The following is an 18,543-nucleotide window of genomic DNA, read 5'->3' as shown; positions in this document are numbered from 1 at the left end:
TCCTTCGTCATCTTCGTCATCGCGCAAACACGTCGAAACAGGCCAGACAGCTACAAACTTGTAGTAGTTAAGTTAACCCATCCTTACCTTCGATTCCAGATGGGTGACGTGGAGCATGCCTGGCGGTGGGTGCTCAACGTCGGGTCGACCGCCGCGGCCGCCGCGGCGGCGAGCACACGCGAGCCGCGCGGCAGCTGGACGCACTTTCGGTTGCTTGTGCGGGCGCGTTCGACTGGAGGACGCCGGTGGGACGCCCGGCGGCTGGGGCACCGGGCGACGGCCCGCCCGGACGAACGAGCGCGGGAGCAGCCTGAGCCGGCCGAACAACGTCGTCACGCCCGACCAGAGCCGCCACGCCGCCACGCCGACGGCAAGCGAGGCCAGCAGCGCCAGGACCGGGTGGTCGACCTGCAATAGGGGAAACACCTGCCAGTGAGTCAGGTAGATGCAGAGCGAGCTGCTGGCCAGTACGCCGGCCAGCCGCCGCAGTGGGCGTGGACAGCGCACGCTTGAGATCCAGATCAGCAGGACCAGGCCACCGAGCACGATGTCCTCCCGGCGCGCGTCCGCGAAGAAGCCGGGGATGGTCAGCGTCGCGGCGGCCGTCACGGCCAGCCGTCGCCACACCGTGGTCGCGGCGGCGGCGGCCCAGCCCAACGCGAACAGCCAGAACACGGCGACCGAGGTCTGCGTATGGCGTGGGCCCGCGGGCAGCACGACCACCTCGAACCGGGTGAGGAGACCGACCGCCAGCGCCCCCATGGCGACGGCGAACGGGAAGCGGCGCTGCGCCCGGTCCAGCACGGGAATGCTGACCAGAACCGCGAGCACCAGCAGGATCTGGACCAGCGCCTCGATGAACCAGAACTCCCAGGTCGGGCCGGCCAGGTCCGGTCCGAACACGTTGGTGAGCAGCACGATGTTGGCGAGGTTGTGCTCGTCCATGACGAGAACGAGCGCCGTGATGAACAGGACGCTCGGAACGGCGATCTGGGCCGTGCTGCGCAGCAGGCCGCGCACCCGCCGCGAGCGCGGAGCAGACGTCAGGTGGAAGCGGGCGAAGTTGTAGCCAGCGACCGCGATCAGCAGGTGAGCGCCGCCGAGGAGGCCACCGATCGCGTCGAAGGTGTTCGCATGGGTACCGACGATCAACACGATCGCGACCGCGCGCAGAAGAGCGCTGATCTCGACGGACGCGCTTCGTCCACGACGCGGCCTGGCCGCCGGGGCCAGATCCCGTAGCGGGGTGGTGTGCCAGCTGGCGGGCAGATGTCCGAGGAGATCTTCCAGGCGCAGCGACAGGTCGACGTAGGACAGCGAGTCGCCGCCAAGACTCACGAACGTGCTGTCCTCGGTGACCTCGTCGCTTCGCAGCACGTCGGCGAACAGTCGCCGCACGTCGGCGGCGACGTCCGACGGCTCGCGTCCGTGCGCGGAGGCGGCCACAGGCCGCGCGGCGGGCACGGGAGGCGCCGCGGCACGCGCGATCCTCCGCATCGTGACGAGGTCCACCTTGCCGGTCGGCAGGCGTGGCAGCGCGTCCACGAGATGGACCCGCACCGCGGTGTCCGGCAGTCGGCACGTCCGCGCGACCAGCCCACGGACGAGCAGCAGGTCGGCGGGGCCCGCGACCACCACGTCGATCGCGGCGTCGTCGGTCACGCAGCAGGCACTCAGCCCATCGGTGGCGAGCACTTCCTCGACGCGGCGCAGGTCGATACGCAGTCCGAACACCTTGGCGAACCTGGTCCGCCGCCCCACGATCTCGTACAGACCGTCGTCGGTCCGGCGCGCGATGTCGCCGGTGCGCAGCTCGTCCAGCGTCGAGCCCAGCGCTAGGTCCGCGGCCGAGTCCGCGTAGCCCATCATGACGTTGGGGCCGGTGTACACCAGTTCCCCCACGGCGTCGGCCACCCCGCCGGCCCCCGCGAGACCGTCCGCGCTGTCGCCGACCGGGCCGTCGTCGCGGCCGGCGCCGGCCAGCGGTTCGAGCCGGAACGACCCACCCGGGATCGGCATGCCGATCGTGTGTGGGTGGGTCGCGGCGAGGCGCGGGGGCAGGTAGGCCATGCGAGCGGTGGCCTCGGTCTGGCCGTACATCACGACGAGATCCCAGCCGTCACGCTGCCCAAGCCGGGCATAGCGCCTCACACGGTCCGGCGGGAGCCGACCGCCGGCCTGCGTGACATAGCGCAGATGTGGCAGCGGCATCTGGTCGAAACCGACGCGGTCCAGGAGATCAAATGTATACGGCACACCGGCGAGTGAGGTGCCCTTCCCTGCCCGGAAGAGGTCCCAGAAACACGGGTCGGTCACAGATCGGGAAGTGAGGATCAGGCCGGCTCCGCGCCACAGGTGACTGTGGACGACCGACAGTCCGTAGCAGTAGTACATCGGCAGCGTCGTCGGGGCGCGATCCTCCGGCCGCAGCTCGAGGTATTCGGCGATCGACTCGGCATTGGCCTGCAGGTTCGCGTACGACAAGCGAACCAGTTTCGGCGAGCCCGTCGAGCCAGACGTGCTCAGCAGGAGGGCGAGGTCGGGATGCAAGTCGTGGCCGGATCCGTCGCGTCGATGCTCGACCTCGACCGCCGCGCCGACCGGGCGCACCACGACGTCGGGGTCGTAGGCCGTGACGAGCGACGCCGCCGGGCCGGGACCATCACCCGGCGCCAGCAGGACCACATGACCAGCGGACAGCGCCGCCAGGTACATGACGAGCACATCGAGCGAGTTGACCGCGGCGAGCAACACCAGCCGACGTCCAGGGCCAAGCCGCGCGGCGGCCTCGTCGACCCGCGTCCGCAGCTCACGGTACGACAGCTGCCCCTCCGCCGTGACCACCGCGGTGCGTTCGCCATGCCGAGCCAGCTCACGCACGAAGAACGCGGTCGAACCCGCCACGCAGGGCAGGCCAACAGAGGTCATACCGACACCTACACGTTTCGACAAATCTTCCCTGAGTCCTTAATCTCTGTGATGGAGACCGTCGGCTCTACCACGTCCAAGGGCGCGCGACACGCGCTCCAGAGGAGGGAATTGGGGCGCGGACGCGCGAACGGTCCGCGCCTCTCCGAACAGAGCGATGCTCGCTTCAGTGATTCCTGAGCGCATGCTCCACCGAGATGCGGGCGGGAGAACTCGCCCTCGCTCCGCCGACCGGAATACCCACAACAAACCCATCCAACAAGACAGGATCGACGCCTATATCACGCGCCGCGAATCCCGCTGTCGAACGCCGCGAACGACGGCCGGCATTCGCCAGCCGGCCGCGACAACGGCGGATGGCAACGCGGCCAGATGACACAGGTTTCCACGCCATCGACGCGACCGCCGTGGCGAGACACGTCGGCCTGCACCGCTCGACGAGCAGAGGCGCGCGGAGTCGCCCGCCGTCGGACGCCGCCATCGAGCCCGGCCTGGAACCTCCGACCGTGGGAGCGACAGCCACGAGACGAGCAGTCAGCCTAGGTCAGGCGACCCGACCCTGGGACCCGAGACAAGTACGCCTCAGCCGACCACACCACAGGGAAGTCCGCAGGTCAGAGACTTCCTTCACGGTGGAAAGTGACCCGACTGAGCACCGCCCTGCCGCCCCGGCAGGGTTACTCCACCACTCACCCCCGCATCGCCTTCGTAAGGTTAGCCTTAGTTCAATTACTACAAGAATGTCGTAGCACCCGGGCGTTGTCAAGTAGTCGCGTTTCCAGCCCCACAGCCCTAGCAGCGCAGATCAACGAAGATCCACCACACGCCGCACCGTCCCGCGGCGACTCCGCGCTGGACCGCGGCGGGCAGGCTGGTCCCGTCGGAGCGGGCGAGGATGCATGTCGCGGCCCACGGCGTCACGAGATCCGTTCTGGCCTGATCGCTGCGACCGTCGACCGTCATGTCCCGGACGGTACAACACATACCGTGGCCGAACCGTGACAGTGAACCAACCGTCGATTCGTCGTGAAGCTCCGGACGCATGTCGATCCGTTGAGGGTGCTGTGCGACCTCGGAGAACCTGGCTGGCGGTCTCTTCATCCGCTGGGCGCTCGCCATCCCATACGGCCAGGTCGTAGCTCATGCCAGGAGGCTCCCGTACCGCATTAACGGCCACGTGTCTGGAACCGACAGGGCGCGGGCGCCGGTCGTTGAGATGCGTGGCGCGCCGCCCGCGCCGCGCGCGGCGCAGGACCCCGACGGCCCGCCCGCGCCACTGGGGCCCCGCCTCGCTTCGCTCGGCACCCGGGCACGTCGGGCCCGCCACCCCGCCCGCGCCCGTCGGAGCGTCGCGCCACGCCGAAAGTCAATAGACCTACGACCGGAGCGCTTGAAGCCTTCGATCGCTAAGCGCTGTAAACGCGCTGGTCATGACATGAAAAGTGCCCCCGTGGAGGCTCGTACAGCATCCACGCAACTTTCGGCGTGGGGTCCGGGGCTCGGCCCCGGAGCAGCATGGCGCAGGAGTCTGGGAGCAAACCCGACGGGTTTGCGAACAGGAAGATCTCGATCGCGTGCCCCCGGCGGGGAACCGTGCAGAAGGGGGAGGCGCTGACCTGGGGGTTCCTGCCGGGGAACTGGTTGTGGAGGCCAGTTTCGAGGTTCCGCGTGGTGCGCGATGACCACGACGACTCCTGTCTCGGCGCCTGGTGTGGACGGGCGTAGTGTAGCGTTCCGGGCGGTCACCGTGATCATGGGTGCGGTGGTCGCTCTGACGTTCTTGTTTGGGTTCGGCAATGTCTGGCTGCTTGGTCTGCGGCTGGGTGTGCCGGCGTATGTGGCGCCGTTGGTCGCGCCGGCGGTGGACTTGTCCGTGCTTGGCCTGCTTGTCGCGATCCGGGAGCTTGCGCTGCGGGGCGCGCCTCGTGAGGAGATCCGGCCTGCTCGTCGACTTCTGGTGTTCGCGAGTGTGGTGACGCTGGCGCTTAATATCGCCGAGCCTATTGCGGCCGGGAACCTGGGTAAGGCGGCGTTCGATGCCGTTGGCCCTCTGCTGCTGATCGGCTGGGCGGAGGTGGGGTCGGGTCTGCTCCATGCTATGCGGCCTGCCGGGTCGGGGGTCGCGCCACCAGAGCCGCACGGGGCTGATGTCGCGGATGGTCGCGCGGTGGCGAAACAGCACGGGTGGGGGGATCGCCCCGCCGCCTCTGAGCCGGCCTCGGCAACGAAGGGGTGTCGAGTGGATGGTAGGGCCCGCGAGCAGGATTTGCTGCATCGAGCTCGGGCCGAGGATGTGCTGCATTGGCAGCAGCATCAGCGGCCGATCTCCGCGGAGACGCTCCGCAAACGCCTGCATGTCGGCGCTGGCGTCGCTCGCAGCCTGGTTGTGCAACTGCGCAGCGACACTCACACCCAGATCGAAAGCACCACGGGCCTCGCCAGGGGAGAGCCTCAGTAGGCGGTGCGATTGGCGTGATGCGGGGCCGCCCCGCGCCCCCACCCCGGGGGGGGGGCCGGGGGGGGGGGGGCCCCCCCCCCGCCCCCCCGGCCCCTGGCCGGTCGGATGGAGTAGATCAGTTCAGGGTTCGTCTCGCCGCGTTCGGTGAGGATGTGCTGGGCCAGATCGAAGGTGGCAGGCTCGATCACCGCGGCGCGGGCGTCGATGTCACGGAAGCGGACCTTGCCGAGGTAGATGCGATTGGTGAGGACGTCGGCGATGGCTTTGTGCTTCAGGGCTGGTTCCTGGTTGTGCGATCGCCTTGTGGTGCGCGCGGCGGCGTACCAGGTTCCGCTCGTTGAGGTGGGCGGCGATGGCGCGGCAGCCGAGCCGGCGTCGGGTGTAGAGGCGGAAGATCAGTTTGACGATGGTGATTTCGTCGTCGAGGGTCGCGAGGCTGTGCCCGCTGTTGCGGGTGTAGCTGTACGGTGCGGTGCCCACCGTCCATTGGCCCTTGGATCGAATCGCTCATAGCCAGCGATAGGCCGACTGGCTGCGCGGATGGCGCTCCTGGCGAGCATGAGCAACAGATGCTGAGCCTGGATGCACCGATCTGATTCGGCGGCTATTTCAGTTGATCTGTAACGGTCGTTAACCGACAGTGGTCATCGCTGGTCGTTACTGATGGCCGCTCACGGTTCGGCGGCTTGTCCTGGGGCTCCGTCAGGCGGGCGCTGCGCGATGGTGCTGACCGGGTGCGGGGGGGGGGGGGGGGGGCGGCCCGGATCAGGCGGCTCGGGCGGGCGGCAGGGCGTGCACGGCGGCGACCAGGCCGGTGAAGGCGTTCTCGGCGTGCCAGCCGGTGGGCAGGTGCACGGTGACGTGGCCGCGGCCGTGGCGGGCGAGCCGGCCGGGGATGTTCACCAGGTGCGCGCGCAGGGTCGCGCCACGGGCGCGGCCGTGGAACCGCGAGGCCAGCGTGCCGGCGGCGCGCAGCAGGTTGTGTGTGATCGCCGCGAGGACGAGCCAGGCGGCGTTGGCGGTGAACACCCCGGACGGCAGGTGCGCGAGCGGGCCGTGGATCAGGTCGGCGTTGACCTGCTCGATGATCGCGTGGTCGCGGTGCTGGCCCTCGGTCTCGGGCAGGGCGAACGGGCTGTCGGTGAACGCCGCGTGGTAGCGCCAGACGTCGAACAGCTCGCCCTGCCCGGTGTTCGCCTTCCTGTTCAGGGCCTTGACCCGGCGGACGATCAGCCGGGCGGTGACCGGCGTCTTCGTGTGGCCGAACGCGGTGTACGTGGTCTCGGCGATCTCCGCATCGGAGATCCATTCCTTGAGGTCCTCGTCCCAGATCGCGTTCGGGTAGCGGATCGGGACCCACGCGGCCTCGTCGATCGCCTCGCAGGCGGCCCGGATCGCGACGTTCTGCGGCGTGGTGATCGAGAAGTGGACCTGCTGGCGGCGGGCCGCGGCCACGATCTCGGCGGTGTAGAACCCGGCGTCGCACCTCGCGACGATCACGCCGGTCGCCCCTGCCTGGCGGGCGGTGCCGACCGTGGCGGCCAGAAACCGGGCCGCGCCCTTCGCGGACACGGCGTTACCACCGCGCAGCCGGGCGTTCGCGATGACCGGAGCCGCGGTCGGGGTGGACACGGTGCCGATCATGGCGTTGAGGCCGCGGACGAACACCGACTTGCTCGCGATTTTGGTGTGGCCGAACCTGGCGCCCCGTTTGCGGGGGCCGAACACCCGGCGCTGGCAGGTATCGAGGTCGACAAACGTGAGCGCGTCGGCCCCGGTCAGCAGCGCCGGCGCCGCGGCGGCGAGGCTGACCAGCAGCAGCTTGTTGACCTTGCCGAGCTGGGCGACGTTGCCCCAGGTGAACGCGCGCGCGAACATGCCGAGCGTCGACGGTGCGCGGATCCCGTCGAACACGCCGTCGAGAGCGCCGGCGCGCAGCAGGTTCATGTCGTCGAGGCAGTCCGCGCCCGCGGCCATGCCCGCGACCAGGCAGCCGACCTTCGCCGCCGCGTTCGCGCCCGCCGACCAGGCCGACGCGGGCACCTTGACATGCTCGGCGACCAGGTCGCCCAGCCCGGCCCGCTCGGCGAGGCGCATCACCGGGACCAGCCCAGCCGAGCCGAGCAGAGACGGGTCGTCGAACGCGACATGGGTCCGCGAGGCGGTATGCAACAATCGCACCTTGGAAGTGCCCTCTTCCCGGGGGGAAGGATGGTTTCAGCAACCCCATCTTCCCAGGCCAGAGGGCACTTTCTCGTTCAACGCACCGCTCAAGGCACAAATCGGGCGGTGCATCCAGGCTGAGGCGACCATGGATCTGTCTGTAGTGCGAGGGGTATTGAGATTCGCCGCTCGCGGCTCTATGCGCTGGGCGTGACGTCAGACTGTGCGGCGACGGTGGTCTTGCCGGCGTTGACCAGGACCAGAATAGCGACGAAGGCCGCGGCGACCAGGCCGGCGCCGATCCAGAACGCGACGCGATAGCCGTGGATCGCAGCGAGCGGATTGAACGCGGACGGTGCGAGATGGTGGGCTGCGACGTAGGACGTGACCGCGCTCGCATAGAAGGTGTTCAGTAGCGCGGTGCCCAGGGAGCCGCCGATTTGCTGGGTCGAGTTGAGGAGCGCGCTGGCGACGCCGGCGTCGTTGTCGTTCACTCCGGAAAGCGCGAGACTGGACAGCGGCACCAGGAGCAGGGCGAAGCCGATGCTCATGAGCAGCTCGCCGGGCAGGACGCGGGTGCCCCAGCTGCTTGTGTCGGAGATGGCGGTGAAGGTGGCGAGACCGACGGCGGCCATGGCCAGCCCGATCAGCATCACCGGCTTGGGCCCGGTTCGGGAGAGTAGCGGCGGCACCACGGCCGAGGTAACGATGACCCCGCCGCTGAACGGTAGAACTGCCAGGCCCGTCTTCAGCGCGCTGTATCCAAGATTGTACTGGAGGTAGTAGCTCAGGAAGAGGAACATCGCGAACAATCCGGCGAAGGACAACAGCGAGGCGATGTAGGTGCCGCCGCGATTGCGGTCGAGTACCACGCGCATCGGCAACAGGGGGTGTGTGGACCGCGTCTCGACGAGTACGAACGCGACGAGCGCGATGCCGGCGCCGGCGAGAAGGCTGATGGTCTCGACCGAGAGCCAGCCGACCCCGGGCTTGGCCGCGGCTGTGAATCCGTAGACGAGGGCGACGAGCCCGCCCGTGCCGAGGATGGCGCCTGGGATGTCGTAGGAGGTGGCGCTCTCGGACCTGCTTTCGTTGATGAGGACGGTGCCGGCGAGGAAGGTGATGATCGCGATCGGCACGTTGATGAACAGGCACCAGCGCCACGAGGTGTACTCGGTCAGCGATCCGCCGACGATCAGGCCGATCGCGGCGCCGCCGCCCGAGATGGCGCCGTAGACCGAGAACGCCCGAGACCGTTCCTTGGCCTCAGCGAAGGTCACTGTGATCAGCGACAGGGCGGCGGGCGCGAGCAGTGCCGCGAAAAGGCCCTGGACGGCGCGGGCGCCGAAGAGCGTCCCGCTGTTCTGCGCCGCACCGCCGAGTGCGGAGGCTGCGGCGAACCCGAGTAGCCCGATCAGGAAGGTTCGCCTGCGGCCCACATAGTCGGAGATCCGTCCGCCGAGCAGCAGCAGGCCGCCGAACGCGAGCGTGTAGGCGGTGATCGCCCACTGCCGATCGGCGTTGGAGATATGCAGGTCGCGTTGGGCCGAAGGCAGTGCGATAGTGACCACGGTGCCGTCGAGCACGACCATGAGTTGGGCGACGGCTATGACGGCGAGGGCCCACCATCGACGGCTGGGAAGCTGCTCGGTTCCTTCTTCGTGGTCCTCTGGCCAGTCGTGAGTGGCCGATTCTGTATTGGTAGCCATGCTCAACGGTCCCTTCCTGCGGGTCGCTGCGGCCTACGCGGGCCGCGCGTTGTGCCGCAACGGCGCCAGCGCCTGGCTCCAGGCGACGACCTCACTGAGAAGTGTGTCGAGCACCGTTGCCTGATGCTGGTTCGGTTTGAACTGGCTGAAGTTCTCGAAGTCGGTCAGCAGCGAGAGCGCGACGTTGGTCCGGACGTCTGCAATCCGTAGTTCGCCGGCGATGAGCCGGAGATGTTCGGCGGCTCTGGCGCCGCCAATCGCACCGTAGGAGACCACGCCCATCGCTTTGTTGCCCCACTCGGCGTAGAGGTAGTCGATGGCGTTTTTCAGAACGCCTGATGTCGAATGGTTGTACTCGGGCGTGATGAAGACGTACCCGTCGAATCGGGCGATCGTTGCGGCCCATTCCTTGGTGTGCGCGTTCTGGTACTGCCCTGTGCTCGCGGGAAGGGGCTCATCGAGGTGCGGCAGCGGGTAGTCGGCAAGGTCGATGAGCTCGAACTCGGCGTCGGTGCGCCGGCTCGCCTCCTCCATCACCCAGCGCGCGACCGGCTCGCCGCGGCGTCCGGGGCGGGTACTTCCGAGGATGACGCCAATCCGAGTCACAGTTGGACCTCCGGGTGGGCGAGGTGAAGATTCAGAAAGCGTGACGCCCGGTCCAGTGCCTCGCCCGCCTCGTCGAGGAGACCTGCGTAGGCCTGGAAGACGTGCGGGACACCGGGGGTGACATCGAGCGTGACCGGGACGTCGTGAATGGCTGCCTGCCAGGCGAGCCGGAGGGCGTCACCGAGGAGGATCTCGTGGGAACCCACCTGGATCAGCAGCGGCGGCAATTCGCGGAGGTCGCCGAAGATCGGGCTGATGTAGGGGTCGGCGGCGTCGGCGGTCCCGACATAGTCCGGAACCCGGGCGCGAAGCCCGTCGAGGGTGAGTAGCGGGTCGAGCGTCTGCTTGGTGGCCAGCGTCTCTCCGGACAGCGTGAGGTCCACGTAGGGCGACATCAGGTACCCGCAGCCCGGCAGGGGCACGCCGCTGTCCCGCAGGGCGAGCAGCGCGGCCACGGCCAGCCCGCCTCCGGCTGATTCGCCCGCGAGAGCGATGTGCGCTGGCGCGATGCCCTGGGCGAGGAGGGCTTCGTAGGCTGCCCGTGCGTCCCTGACCGCGGCTGGATAGGGATGTTCGGGCGCTAGCCGGTAGTCGGTCGTGATGACCTTGGTGCCGGTTCTTCGCGCGAGATCACTTGCCAACGGCACCGTCGCTTCGGCGTTGCCGATGACGTAGACACCTCCGTGAAAATAGAGGATCACATTCTCGGAGTCGTGGCCCTGGATGGTGACCTCGATGCCTGCGACCCCGCCCAGCTCCACGGGTTTCTGCTGCACGTCGGGAGCCACCGGTATCCGTGCCATGAGATCGCTGAAGGCCGCCCGCATCGTGGCGACGTCTGCGCTGGTGTCCAGCCCGCCCTGGCGAAGGATGGCGTCTAGCTGGCGCTGCTGTTCCGTGCTCATGAGCGCACGATGGCCTGAATCCCGGTGACCGGCCCTCGCCAGATCCAGGTGATTACCCATGCCACCGGCTTCAGCGCGGGCGCAGTCCCTGCGGGTGGTGGACGAAGACCGGCCATCGGCGACGCACCGATCCCAGACGGCTGGTGGTGGCGCGCGACCGTCGCGGGCTCGTCGCGAGAGGGGCTGCGGACCTGATCGGCCTCAGCGGAGGACAGGAGGATCGCGCCGGGCTAGATGGGCCGTGTCGACGGGAGCTGGTTGGACAGGAGCCGCAGGTGGCGTGCCTGTTGAACAGCGGTGGACCGGTCGCGCGCGCCGAGCTTGGCGTAGACGTTGCGGATGTGCGTGTTGACCGTGTGGATCGACACGCCGAGCTCCCGGGCGATCTCTGGCCGCGTGAGGTTCGTTGGCAGATAGCGCAGTACCCGCAGTTCGCTACGGCTGAGCGCGACCGAGGACGAGGCCTGGCCGCGGTCGCGACCTGGCGGCGGAGTCTCCCGCAGGAGGTCGACGACATCGACGAGCAACGCGCCATGCGCCGTCTGATGCCGCGGAAGCACATTGAGGAGCTCGGCAGCGTCGAACAGGGCGAACGGGTAGATCAGCCGATCTGGTTCCGCAGCGGCGAGCGCTGCCTCGGCCGACGCGGCGGCGGCCCTTTGATCGCCCAGGGCGAGGTACGCGAGGCCGGCGAGCACATGTGCTTCTACGAGTGCGTAGGCCGGGAAGCCGGGTGGCGGCGCCATGTCCCGCACGTCCCCGAGGGCAGCTAGCGCCACGGCAGGGTCGCCCTCGGTCAGGCTGATGAGTGCTCTGGCCAGCACGATGCCATGCATCGGTTCGTGTTCGGCGGAGAACGCGGCGATCGTCGCGCGGGCCTCGTCGGGCATCCCGAGCCGAGCCTGGGTGACCGCGAGCCATTCTGCAATCACCGTCGCGAGAATGTGCGCACCGGTGAGCAGAGACTGCGCCCGCACGGCCGCTGTGAGCGCTTCAAGTGCCGACCGGTGTTCGCCGCGACCGGCGTGCACCATGCCGGTCACCATGTGCAACAGCACCGCAGTGGCAGGGTCGATGTCTGGCTGAACGACGCTCCAGCCGTGGCGAAGCCAGCGCTCGCCCTCCTCGAACTCGCCCATCCACACCGTGATGCAGGCGATCGCTCCCATCGCGGGCGCGAGGACCGGGTGGTCCGTCAGGCCATGGCGTTCGGCCACGGTCAGCGCCTGACGACCGCGGTCGCGTGCCGTGGCGAGCGAGCTGAGGGGGGATGGAAACGCCTGGTAGGCGCGGCAGGTGACCTCCAGATACGGCCTGCCGATCGCCTCCGCGAGCGTCGCTCCTTCGGTCATGTGCCGGTCCGCGTCGGCGAACCGGCCTGACCACGTCTCCACGATCCCGAGATTCATCAGCGCGACGGCTCGCAACTCACTGCTCATCGCGATGAGGTCGCTCGATGTGCCTGCTGTTGAGGCGTCGAGCAGGCTTACCTGTTCCAGGACTTCGGTGAATCGCCCGCTGCGCCGGGCTCGCGCGAGCCGCAACGAAGCGACTGCCACCGCGAGGCTCGGACGGCGGTCTGGCGAGGCGCTCTGGGCGTGGGTTTCGGCTTGGGCCAGCCGGGCGGCGGCTTCCTCCAAACGGCCCTGCGCGAGTTCGACCGCTGCGTGTGCCAATGCCAGCTCGGGGTGATCGACGGAGACGCCGGCCGGGAACAGCCGAAGCAGCGCGGCGATCGTGCCTTCCTGCCCGTCGAGGGTGAGACTGAACAGATGGTCCGCGAGCAGCCGGGCCGCGTCAGGCCACTCGCCGGCGGCGAGGAGGTGCCGCACGGCGTCGGCGATCTCACCATGATGATCAAGCCACTGCGCCGCTCGGCGGTGTAGGTCAGGAATCTCGTCGGCGTGCCGTCTGCGCAGCTCAAGGCGCAGAAAGTCGGCGAAAAGCTGATGGTAGCGAAACCAGGTACGGCTGGGGTTGAGCGAGACGACGAAGGCGTTGGCGTCTTCCAGGTGCAGCAGCACTTGCTCGGAGCCCGATAGGCCGGCCAGCAGGTCTGCGAGCTCGCCGTTCAGGCGGTCGACAAGCGCGGTACGCAACAGCAGGTTCTGGATCATGCTTGGTTGTCTTTCGAACATCTCGGCCATCAGGTATTCCCCGACCGCCCGGTCGATGCCCGAGAACTCTGCCACGAACCGTTCGGGGTCTGGGTGACCCCGAAGCGACATCACTGCCATACGCAGGCCGGCTGCCCAGCCTTCTGTGCGCTGGTGCAACGTCGCTATCGCGCGCTCGGACAGGGTGATCCCGGAGGCGGCGAGCAACTCGCGTGCCTCGGTCCTCGAGAATCGAAGATCGTCAGCTCGGATCTCCGCCAGCTCGTCAGCCAGCCTGAGCTGGTGCAGCCGTATGGGCGGATTTCGCCGAGAGGACAGCACCAGCCGCGCAGAGCGCGGCAACGTCGAGACAAGGCGTTCAAGCTGTCCGCGGCCATCAGCCAGGTTGAGCTCGTGGAGATCGTCGATGATCAGGACGGCGGGCTCGACCTCGGCAAGCGCCGCAACGACCGCATCGACCCATTGGTCGCCGTCGAGTGTCGCCGCACCTGGGGCCGCAGCGCCGGTCGAGGACGCTGGGCCGCGGATCGCCTCCAGAAGCGCTGACCAGAAGAGCTGCGTGTCCTGTTGGCCTCGGTCGACGGACGCGTACGCGACGCGATGACGGAGGTCCGAGCGATCGGCCCACGCCCGCAGCAGCGAGGTCTTGCCGCTTCCCGGTGGGGCGGAGATGACCGTCACCCGTTTGGTCGTCGCGCGATCCAGCAGCCGGAGCAGATCCGGCCGGTCGAGCATTCCACGAGTACCCGCAGAGCGTTGTGCGCTCTGCCGCGGCACCTGGTTAGCGTGCTGCTCCGTCGCCACGCTCGTCATGTGTCCGTCAGCACTCCTCGCACCTGACAGCCAGGGGCTGCCTCAGGCCTGACCGATTTCTACCGGGTCCGCTTCGGCCGGGCAGATCATCGCTGGCCGGTCCGTGGCCCAAAATGTGATGTCACTCCACGTTCCGGTTCGACTGGGTGCGTGTCGCTCCCGTGAATCCGCGGCCGGAGCCTGGGCGCCATGGGGCAGTTGGACGCCGGCCGGCCGAGAGATCAAGGTGTAGACGGTCGGGTCTCCACCCAGTTGACCATCAGCCGGCGCTCGGCGAAGAGCCACTGGCCGTCCTGCTTGACGAACTCATCGAGGTAGCGAATAGAAGCGATCATCACGGTGCGCTGTCCACCCTCGGCGACCGACAGGTGGTGCGCCAGGCAGTAGCTCTCGCCGCTCGCCTGGTCTCCGTCGAGGACGACCGTGCTCTGCCCGTTGAAGTGCATGGTGACCGCGTAGGCGTTGAGGGTGTCGAACACGGGTGCCAGCGACGCGCGCCCGCGTACCTGTTGGGTCGGCTCGGGGGAGTCGTAGTCCATGAACACCAGGAAGCGCGTGTCCTCGGTGAACAGCGCCATCTGGCCCTTGGCGTCGCGCCGGTCCGCGCAGCGCGCGTACGCGTCGACCAGTTCGCGGATGGCCAGTCGGTCAGCGGCTTCCGCGGGTGAGATTGTCGTGTGCTGTGCCATGGTGGCCTCTCACAAAGACTATTTTACACGTGGATAACAGCAGGTTTTAGGCTGCGACGCAACGGGCGCTGAGCTGCGACGGGCCGCCGTTGAACGGCGGAGGCCGGTCCGTTCGGACGCTGGCGGGGAGGGCGACGGATGGCTGACCGGATAGATCCGCGGATCGCACGTACGACGGAAGTCCTGGCGCAGGCGATCGTGGATCTCGCAGCCCTGCGCCCGGTCTCACAGATCACCGTTGCCGAGCTGGCCGACCGTGCCGGGGTGACTCGCGCGACTTTTTACAACCGCTATGGCAGTCCCCTCGAACTCCTCATCGAGGTCCTCTACGCCGATCTGGAGCGCGCCCACCGCTTGGAGGAGGATCGACGAGCCGGAGGCGGATATTCGGCGGCGCAGATGCTGCGTCTGGCCACCGCCGACGTCGCCGACCACGTCGAACGGTTCCAGGCCGTCTATCAGCATGCTTTGCGGGACCCGGCCGACCGCGGCGTGTACGAGGCGCTGGTTCGCCATTTCACCGATTACAGCCTGGCTTTCATCGCCCGGTGCGCCCATCCGGACCTGCCTGCCGGCAACCATCAGATCATCGCCCAATTTGTCGCCCACGGCTTCGCCGGTGCCATCTCCGGGTGGCTCAGCGACGACACGGTGACGAAAACGGACCTGGTCGAGGCCGCCGTCGCCTGCGTTCCCACCTGGTGGGGCTGATCGCGGCAACGGCGGCGGCTGCGTGGTGGGCTGGGCAGACCCGGTCGCCGGCGACCGGTGCCACCCCTGGCCACGGTCGGGGGACGTTCGCACGAGTGGCTCTTGTCGGTCTGGTGGTCCTGATGGGCGAGCCGTACGAACCGGATGATCTGCCTATCTACCTGCTCGTTTAGGCAACGCCCGAGCAGCCCAGCAGATAGGTACAGCCTATTTGACCAGGTCAGTGACCTGTCGCTCGCCGTAGTGGACCATGTACCAGCATCCGAACCGTTCGATCTTGGTTGCTGGCCCTGAAATCGCTGTCCGTCCGGTCGCTACCCGGGCCGTAGCCAGGGGCGACGCCCGGTGACCGCGCCAACCGGAACATCATCTATCGAATCGAACAAGCGTTCCGAATCTGTCGCGGCTCGGGACGCGCCGACCCGACTTGTGCCCGTGATCGGGGGCCTCGTGGTCGCGTTGGCGTTTCTCCTCGGGTTCGAGAGTGTCCTCGCGCTCGGACTACGCCGCGGCCGAGCAGCGTGACCAGCCAGGCGATGAGCACCTCCTACCGATCACCGTCAACGAGACCCGTCGCCTCGTCAACGCGATCATCACCCCGCCAGCCATAGCGCTCGATCACGTCCTGCGCTGGTCACGTTGGCGACGACGCCACGCAGCCAACGCCGGGACCAGCCACTATCGCCGCCGAGACCACAAACCAAATGATCACAGAGCAGCGACTTGGAGTACCAGGGAGACCCGGATGGCTGTGCTGCTTCCCGGTAGCCCCGCTGGCGGCGCTCCGAAGCGCGGACTTGCGCGGACCGCAACCCGCAGAATGACGGAATGGTGATAGCACTGCCGCGCAATATTGCCAGATGCGCCGAGGCGTCGTGATGATCGCTGGCCAAGGAACGTCCGGGGTGACGCGGTGGACGCGGACACTGCTGGACGACGCGCTCTCGTTGTACGAGGCGCGAAGGTATCGGTCAGCCCTGCAGCGGCTTTTGATCATCTTTGACGTCTACCCGGGTCAGCCGGAGGCGCGGATGCTGGCCAGCGAGGTGGTTCGCGCGGGCACGCGGCGGACCGCCGACGCGAGCCCCGACGAGGTGCTCGAGCGCCCGCATCTGATGGACAGCCGCCTTTCCCCGATCTTCTGTTTCTGCGACGCGCCTGGCTGTCAGGTGACCTGGGTCAGCGCGCACCACTCGAGAGACGCCTGGCGAACTCTCGTGATCGCCAATCCGCTCGGCGCGGGTTGCAAGAAGTGCGGCGAGACGCTCTGTCGAACGCACGTGCCGACGGGACCGACGGGCATTCTTCGTGGCTGCCTCCGATGCGGTGGGGAGATGGATTCCGCGCCACGTCCGAACGGACGCCGCGACGAGGTCCAGACACCGCGCCTCAACCTGCCGCTCGTCCACGTCGGCGTCCTGGTCGAAGGGCGGGAGCCACCGTCGCCCGAGTTCATGAGCGGACTTTTCGAGGAAACCGTCCCCGAGGTGTTCGAGGAAGACCCGCAGATTACTGGAGCCAACCGCCGGAGGTTCTGGGGAGACGGGAGCGATCTTGGGTTGGCCCTGGCGGGCGAACTGTCCGCCGCCTGCCCGGCCAGGACCCAGGTCCGGGTTTACCCCGGCCGGCAGGCCGAACCGCGCGGCCAGCGGTGGGTCGTCATCAAGATCTTCGAGGATCGGCCCAAGCACGTCGACCCCGACAACCCAGCTACTACGACGAGCACCCCGCCGAGCGACGCGACCCCGACCGAGCCATCCGCCGAGTCTCCGCTCCCGAACCGCACGCCTGAGCAGACGGACCCCCTCTGGCCGGAGCAGGAGGCACGGCTGCTGCGGGAGCGGATCATCGTCGTCGGCGCGGTCCTGGAGGACGACCGGGCGGACCAAATCTGCGCCCAGTTGTTGCTGTTGGAAGCGCAGGACCCAAACCGCGACATATTCCTCTACCTTAACTCGCCGGGCGGCAAGGTGGGTGCCGGCATGGCGATCTACGACACAATGCAGTTCATCCAGGCCGATGTTGTCACGGTCGGGATGGGACTGGTCGCGGGCATAGCACAGCTACTTCTTTGCGCGGGGGCGACTGGTAAACGCTACGCCCTGCCGCATGCGCGAATCATGACACGCCCGCCAACGGCGGGCCGGAACGCAGACCGATCCGACGTCGCCACCGAGGACGAACAGCTCGCCTTTGTCAAGGTAATGATAAGCGAACGGCTTGCCCACCACACTGGGCAACCCAAGGACCGGATTGACCGTGACTTCGATCGCGAACGGTGGTACACCGCCGACGAGGCGAAGGACTATGGAATGGTCGACCAGGTAGTCGCCGGTCCGCACACCATCCCGCGATAGCCAAGCGCGATCCTGCATTGGCTCAGATCTTTCGTGCCTCGGCCGGGTGTGATCGCGAGCCGGCCTCCCAGCCTTGTTGATGTTGAGTTTGGCCGGTGGCCCTGGGTGCGTCCGTGGCCGGGTGCCCCGTTGTCGCGCGGGCTGGGCGGACGCCTGTTGAGCAGGACCATGTTTCCGTACGAACCAGGAGTCAGGCCCGCCTACCTGCGCGTTCACGTGACCCTCGAGCGACACAACCGATACGTAAAACCTATCAATCCAGGTCAGAGGCTAACTACACAGCGTGGTGGGCCGTCAGGGACTCGAACCCGAAGCTGGCGTTACCGGGCTGTCGGCGCCGTTACCCCGGAGGGCACGGACCTCTGCCGGCCTGCGATTGGCGAAACCGCTGGTGGCGGCCGGTTTGGCGTGTCCCTGGATGAGCGGCGAGGTTGAGGCGCGATGTCGCTTACCTAGTTTGATGACCAGCGTAAATAGAAGACCCAAGATCGTTCTTGGGTGCCCCCGGCAGGAATCGGACCTGCGGCCTACCGCTTAGTGGTGAGGGCCGGCGTCGCCGGCCACGTGGGGCGTCGGAAAATGCCTGTGGTCACCTGGACGACGTCGGGCGAGCTTGGTGCCGAAGGTTGAGCCCGTCGCTTAGTGTGACGTGGGGATCTGCAGGCACGTGGGACTGCTGCTTCGAGCGCGACCTCTAGACTCTTTGATCATCGGATCCCCCCGGGTGGCCGCCCTGTCCTGTCGGGACGACCGTCTGGGGGTCTGATGGAAGCGCAGGTGGCGCGGTGCGCCGGTCTGGACGTGCACAAGGACGAGATCGTGGCCTGTGTGCGGGTCACCGAGCGGCCGGGTGGGTCTGCCCAGGTCCAGTTGCACACGTTCGGGGCCACGACCCGGGAGCTGCTGGCGTTGCGGGACTGGCTGACCTCCCTGGGGGTGACCCGGGTCGGGATGGAGTCGACCGGGGTTTTCTGGAAGCCGGTCTTCCACATCCTTGAGGACGTGATCGGCGAGTGCTGGCTGCTCAACGCCCGGCACCTGCGCAACGTCCCGGGCCGCAAAACGGACGCGGCCGACGCTGCGTGGA

The 18,543-nt window shown here is 67.9% G+C and carries 11 protein-coding genes and 1 pseudogene; 4 read left to right on the top strand and 8 right to left on the bottom strand.

The genetic code is table 11. The features are described 5' to 3' along the window. Nucleotides 1-72: 72 nt before the first annotated feature. Entirely contained in the window at nt 73-2,928 is a 2,856-nt protein-coding gene (locus tag QOZ89_RS33645; protein WP_312627807.1) for an AMP-binding protein, read from the bottom strand. A 1,678-nt stretch (nt 2,929-4,606) separates the two neighbouring features. On the opposite strand from QOZ89_RS33645, the gene QOZ89_RS33640 reads away from it, so the two are divergent. Next, on the top strand, nt 4,607-5,386 hold the full coding sequence (locus QOZ89_RS33640) for a hypothetical protein (RefSeq protein WP_312627805.1): 780 nt from the start codon (nt 4,607-4,609) through the stop codon (nt 5,384-5,386). A gap of 207 nt (nt 5,387-5,593) precedes the next feature. On the opposite strand, the gene QOZ89_RS33635 is transcribed toward QOZ89_RS33640, so the two are convergent. The 7 genes and pseudogenes from QOZ89_RS33635 to QOZ89_RS33605 form a co-directional block, all read right to left on the bottom strand. Continuing rightward, a complete protein-coding gene (locus QOZ89_RS33635; protein WP_131804037.1) occupies nt 5,594-5,866 on the bottom strand; it encodes a recombinase family protein in 273 nt (90 codons plus the stop codon). A 305-nt stretch (nt 5,867-6,171) separates the two neighbouring features. Next, nucleotides 6,172-7,567: pseudogene (locus QOZ89_RS33630) on the bottom strand (IS1380 family transposase); the annotation flags it as partial. 179 nt (nt 7,568-7,746) lie between these two features. Further along, nucleotides 7,747-9,258: an MFS transporter gene (locus QOZ89_RS33625; protein WP_071049635.1), complete on the bottom strand. Its 1,512-nt coding sequence runs from the start codon at nt 9,256-9,258 to the stop codon at nt 7,747-7,749. Between the two features lie 33 nt (nt 9,259-9,291). Then, complete coding sequence (locus tag QOZ89_RS33620; RefSeq protein ID WP_071049634.1) at nt 9,292-9,864, bottom strand: NADPH-dependent FMN reductase; 573 nt, start codon at nt 9,862-9,864, stop codon at nt 9,292-9,294. Then, nucleotides 9,861-10,769 (bottom strand): alpha/beta hydrolase, encoded by a 909-nt coding sequence (locus QOZ89_RS33615; protein ID WP_071049633.1) that lies wholly within the window; start codon nt 10,767-10,769, stop codon nt 9,861-9,863. The genes QOZ89_RS33620 and QOZ89_RS33615 overlap by 4 nt, the downstream gene beginning before the upstream one ends. Nucleotides 10,770-10,999: 230 nt before the next feature. Continuing rightward, on the bottom strand, nt 11,000-13,699 hold the full coding sequence (locus QOZ89_RS33610; RefSeq protein ID WP_198543294.1) for a winged helix-turn-helix domain-containing protein: 2,700 nt from the start codon (nt 13,697-13,699) through the stop codon (nt 11,000-11,002). Between the two features lie 221 nt (nt 13,700-13,920). Beyond that, nucleotides 13,921-14,388, bottom strand: coding sequence for a nuclear transport factor 2 family protein (locus tag QOZ89_RS33605; RefSeq protein WP_071049631.1), 468 nt, complete (start codon nt 14,386-14,388; stop codon nt 13,921-13,923). A 138-nt stretch (nt 14,389-14,526) separates the two neighbouring features. Here QOZ89_RS33605 and QOZ89_RS33600 point away from each other — a divergent pair, with 138 nt between their 5' ends. The 3 genes from QOZ89_RS33600 to QOZ89_RS33590 all read left to right on the top strand — a co-directional run. After that, on the top strand, nt 14,527-15,099 hold the full coding sequence (locus QOZ89_RS33600) for a TetR/AcrR family transcriptional regulator (RefSeq protein ID WP_071049630.1): 573 nt from the start codon (nt 14,527-14,529) through the stop codon (nt 15,097-15,099). A 905-nt stretch (nt 15,100-16,004) separates the two neighbouring features. Next, nucleotides 16,005-17,456 (top strand): ATP-dependent Clp protease proteolytic subunit, encoded by a 1,452-nt coding sequence (locus QOZ89_RS33595; protein ID WP_312627793.1) that lies wholly within the window; start codon nt 16,005-16,007, stop codon nt 17,454-17,456. Between the two features lie 765 nt (nt 17,457-18,221). Next, on the top strand, nt 18,222-18,543 hold a 322-nt coding region (locus QOZ89_RS33590; protein WP_312627792.1), incomplete at its 3' end, for an IS110 family transposase.

The organism is Pseudofrankia coriaricola, from assembly GCF_032027725.1.
Classification (GTDB): domain Bacteria; phylum Actinomycetota; class Actinomycetes; order Frankiales; family Frankiaceae; genus Pseudofrankia.
This window is presented reverse-complemented; position numbering and strand designations above follow the sequence as displayed.

Excerpts from the sequence above, each read along its gene's own strand:
- QOZ89_RS33605 (WP_071049631.1), bottom strand. The coding sequence starts at position 14,388 with ATGGCACAGCACACGACAATCTCACCCGCGGAAGCCGCTGACCGACTG.
- QOZ89_RS33625 (WP_071049635.1), bottom strand. The coding sequence starts at position 9,258 with ATGGCTACCAATACAGAATCGGCCACTCACGACTGGCCAGAGGACCAC.
- QOZ89_RS33600 (WP_071049630.1), top strand. The coding sequence starts at position 14,527 with ATGGCTGACCGGATAGATCCGCGGATCGCACGTACGACGGAAGTCCTG.
- QOZ89_RS33640 (WP_312627805.1), top strand. The coding sequence starts at position 4,607 with ATGACCACGACGACTCCTGTCTCGGCGCCTGGTGTGGACGGGCGTAGT.
- QOZ89_RS33610 (WP_198543294.1), bottom strand. The coding sequence starts at position 13,699 with ATGACGAGCGTGGCGACGGAGCAGCACGCTAACCAGGTGCCGCGGCAG.
- QOZ89_RS33645 (WP_312627807.1), bottom strand. The coding sequence starts at position 2,928 with ATGACCTCTGTTGGCCTGCCCTGCGTGGCGGGTTCGACCGCGTTCTTC.
- QOZ89_RS33615 (WP_071049633.1), bottom strand. The coding sequence starts at position 10,769 with ATGAGCACGGAACAGCAGCGCCAGCTAGACGCCATCCTTCGCCAGGGC.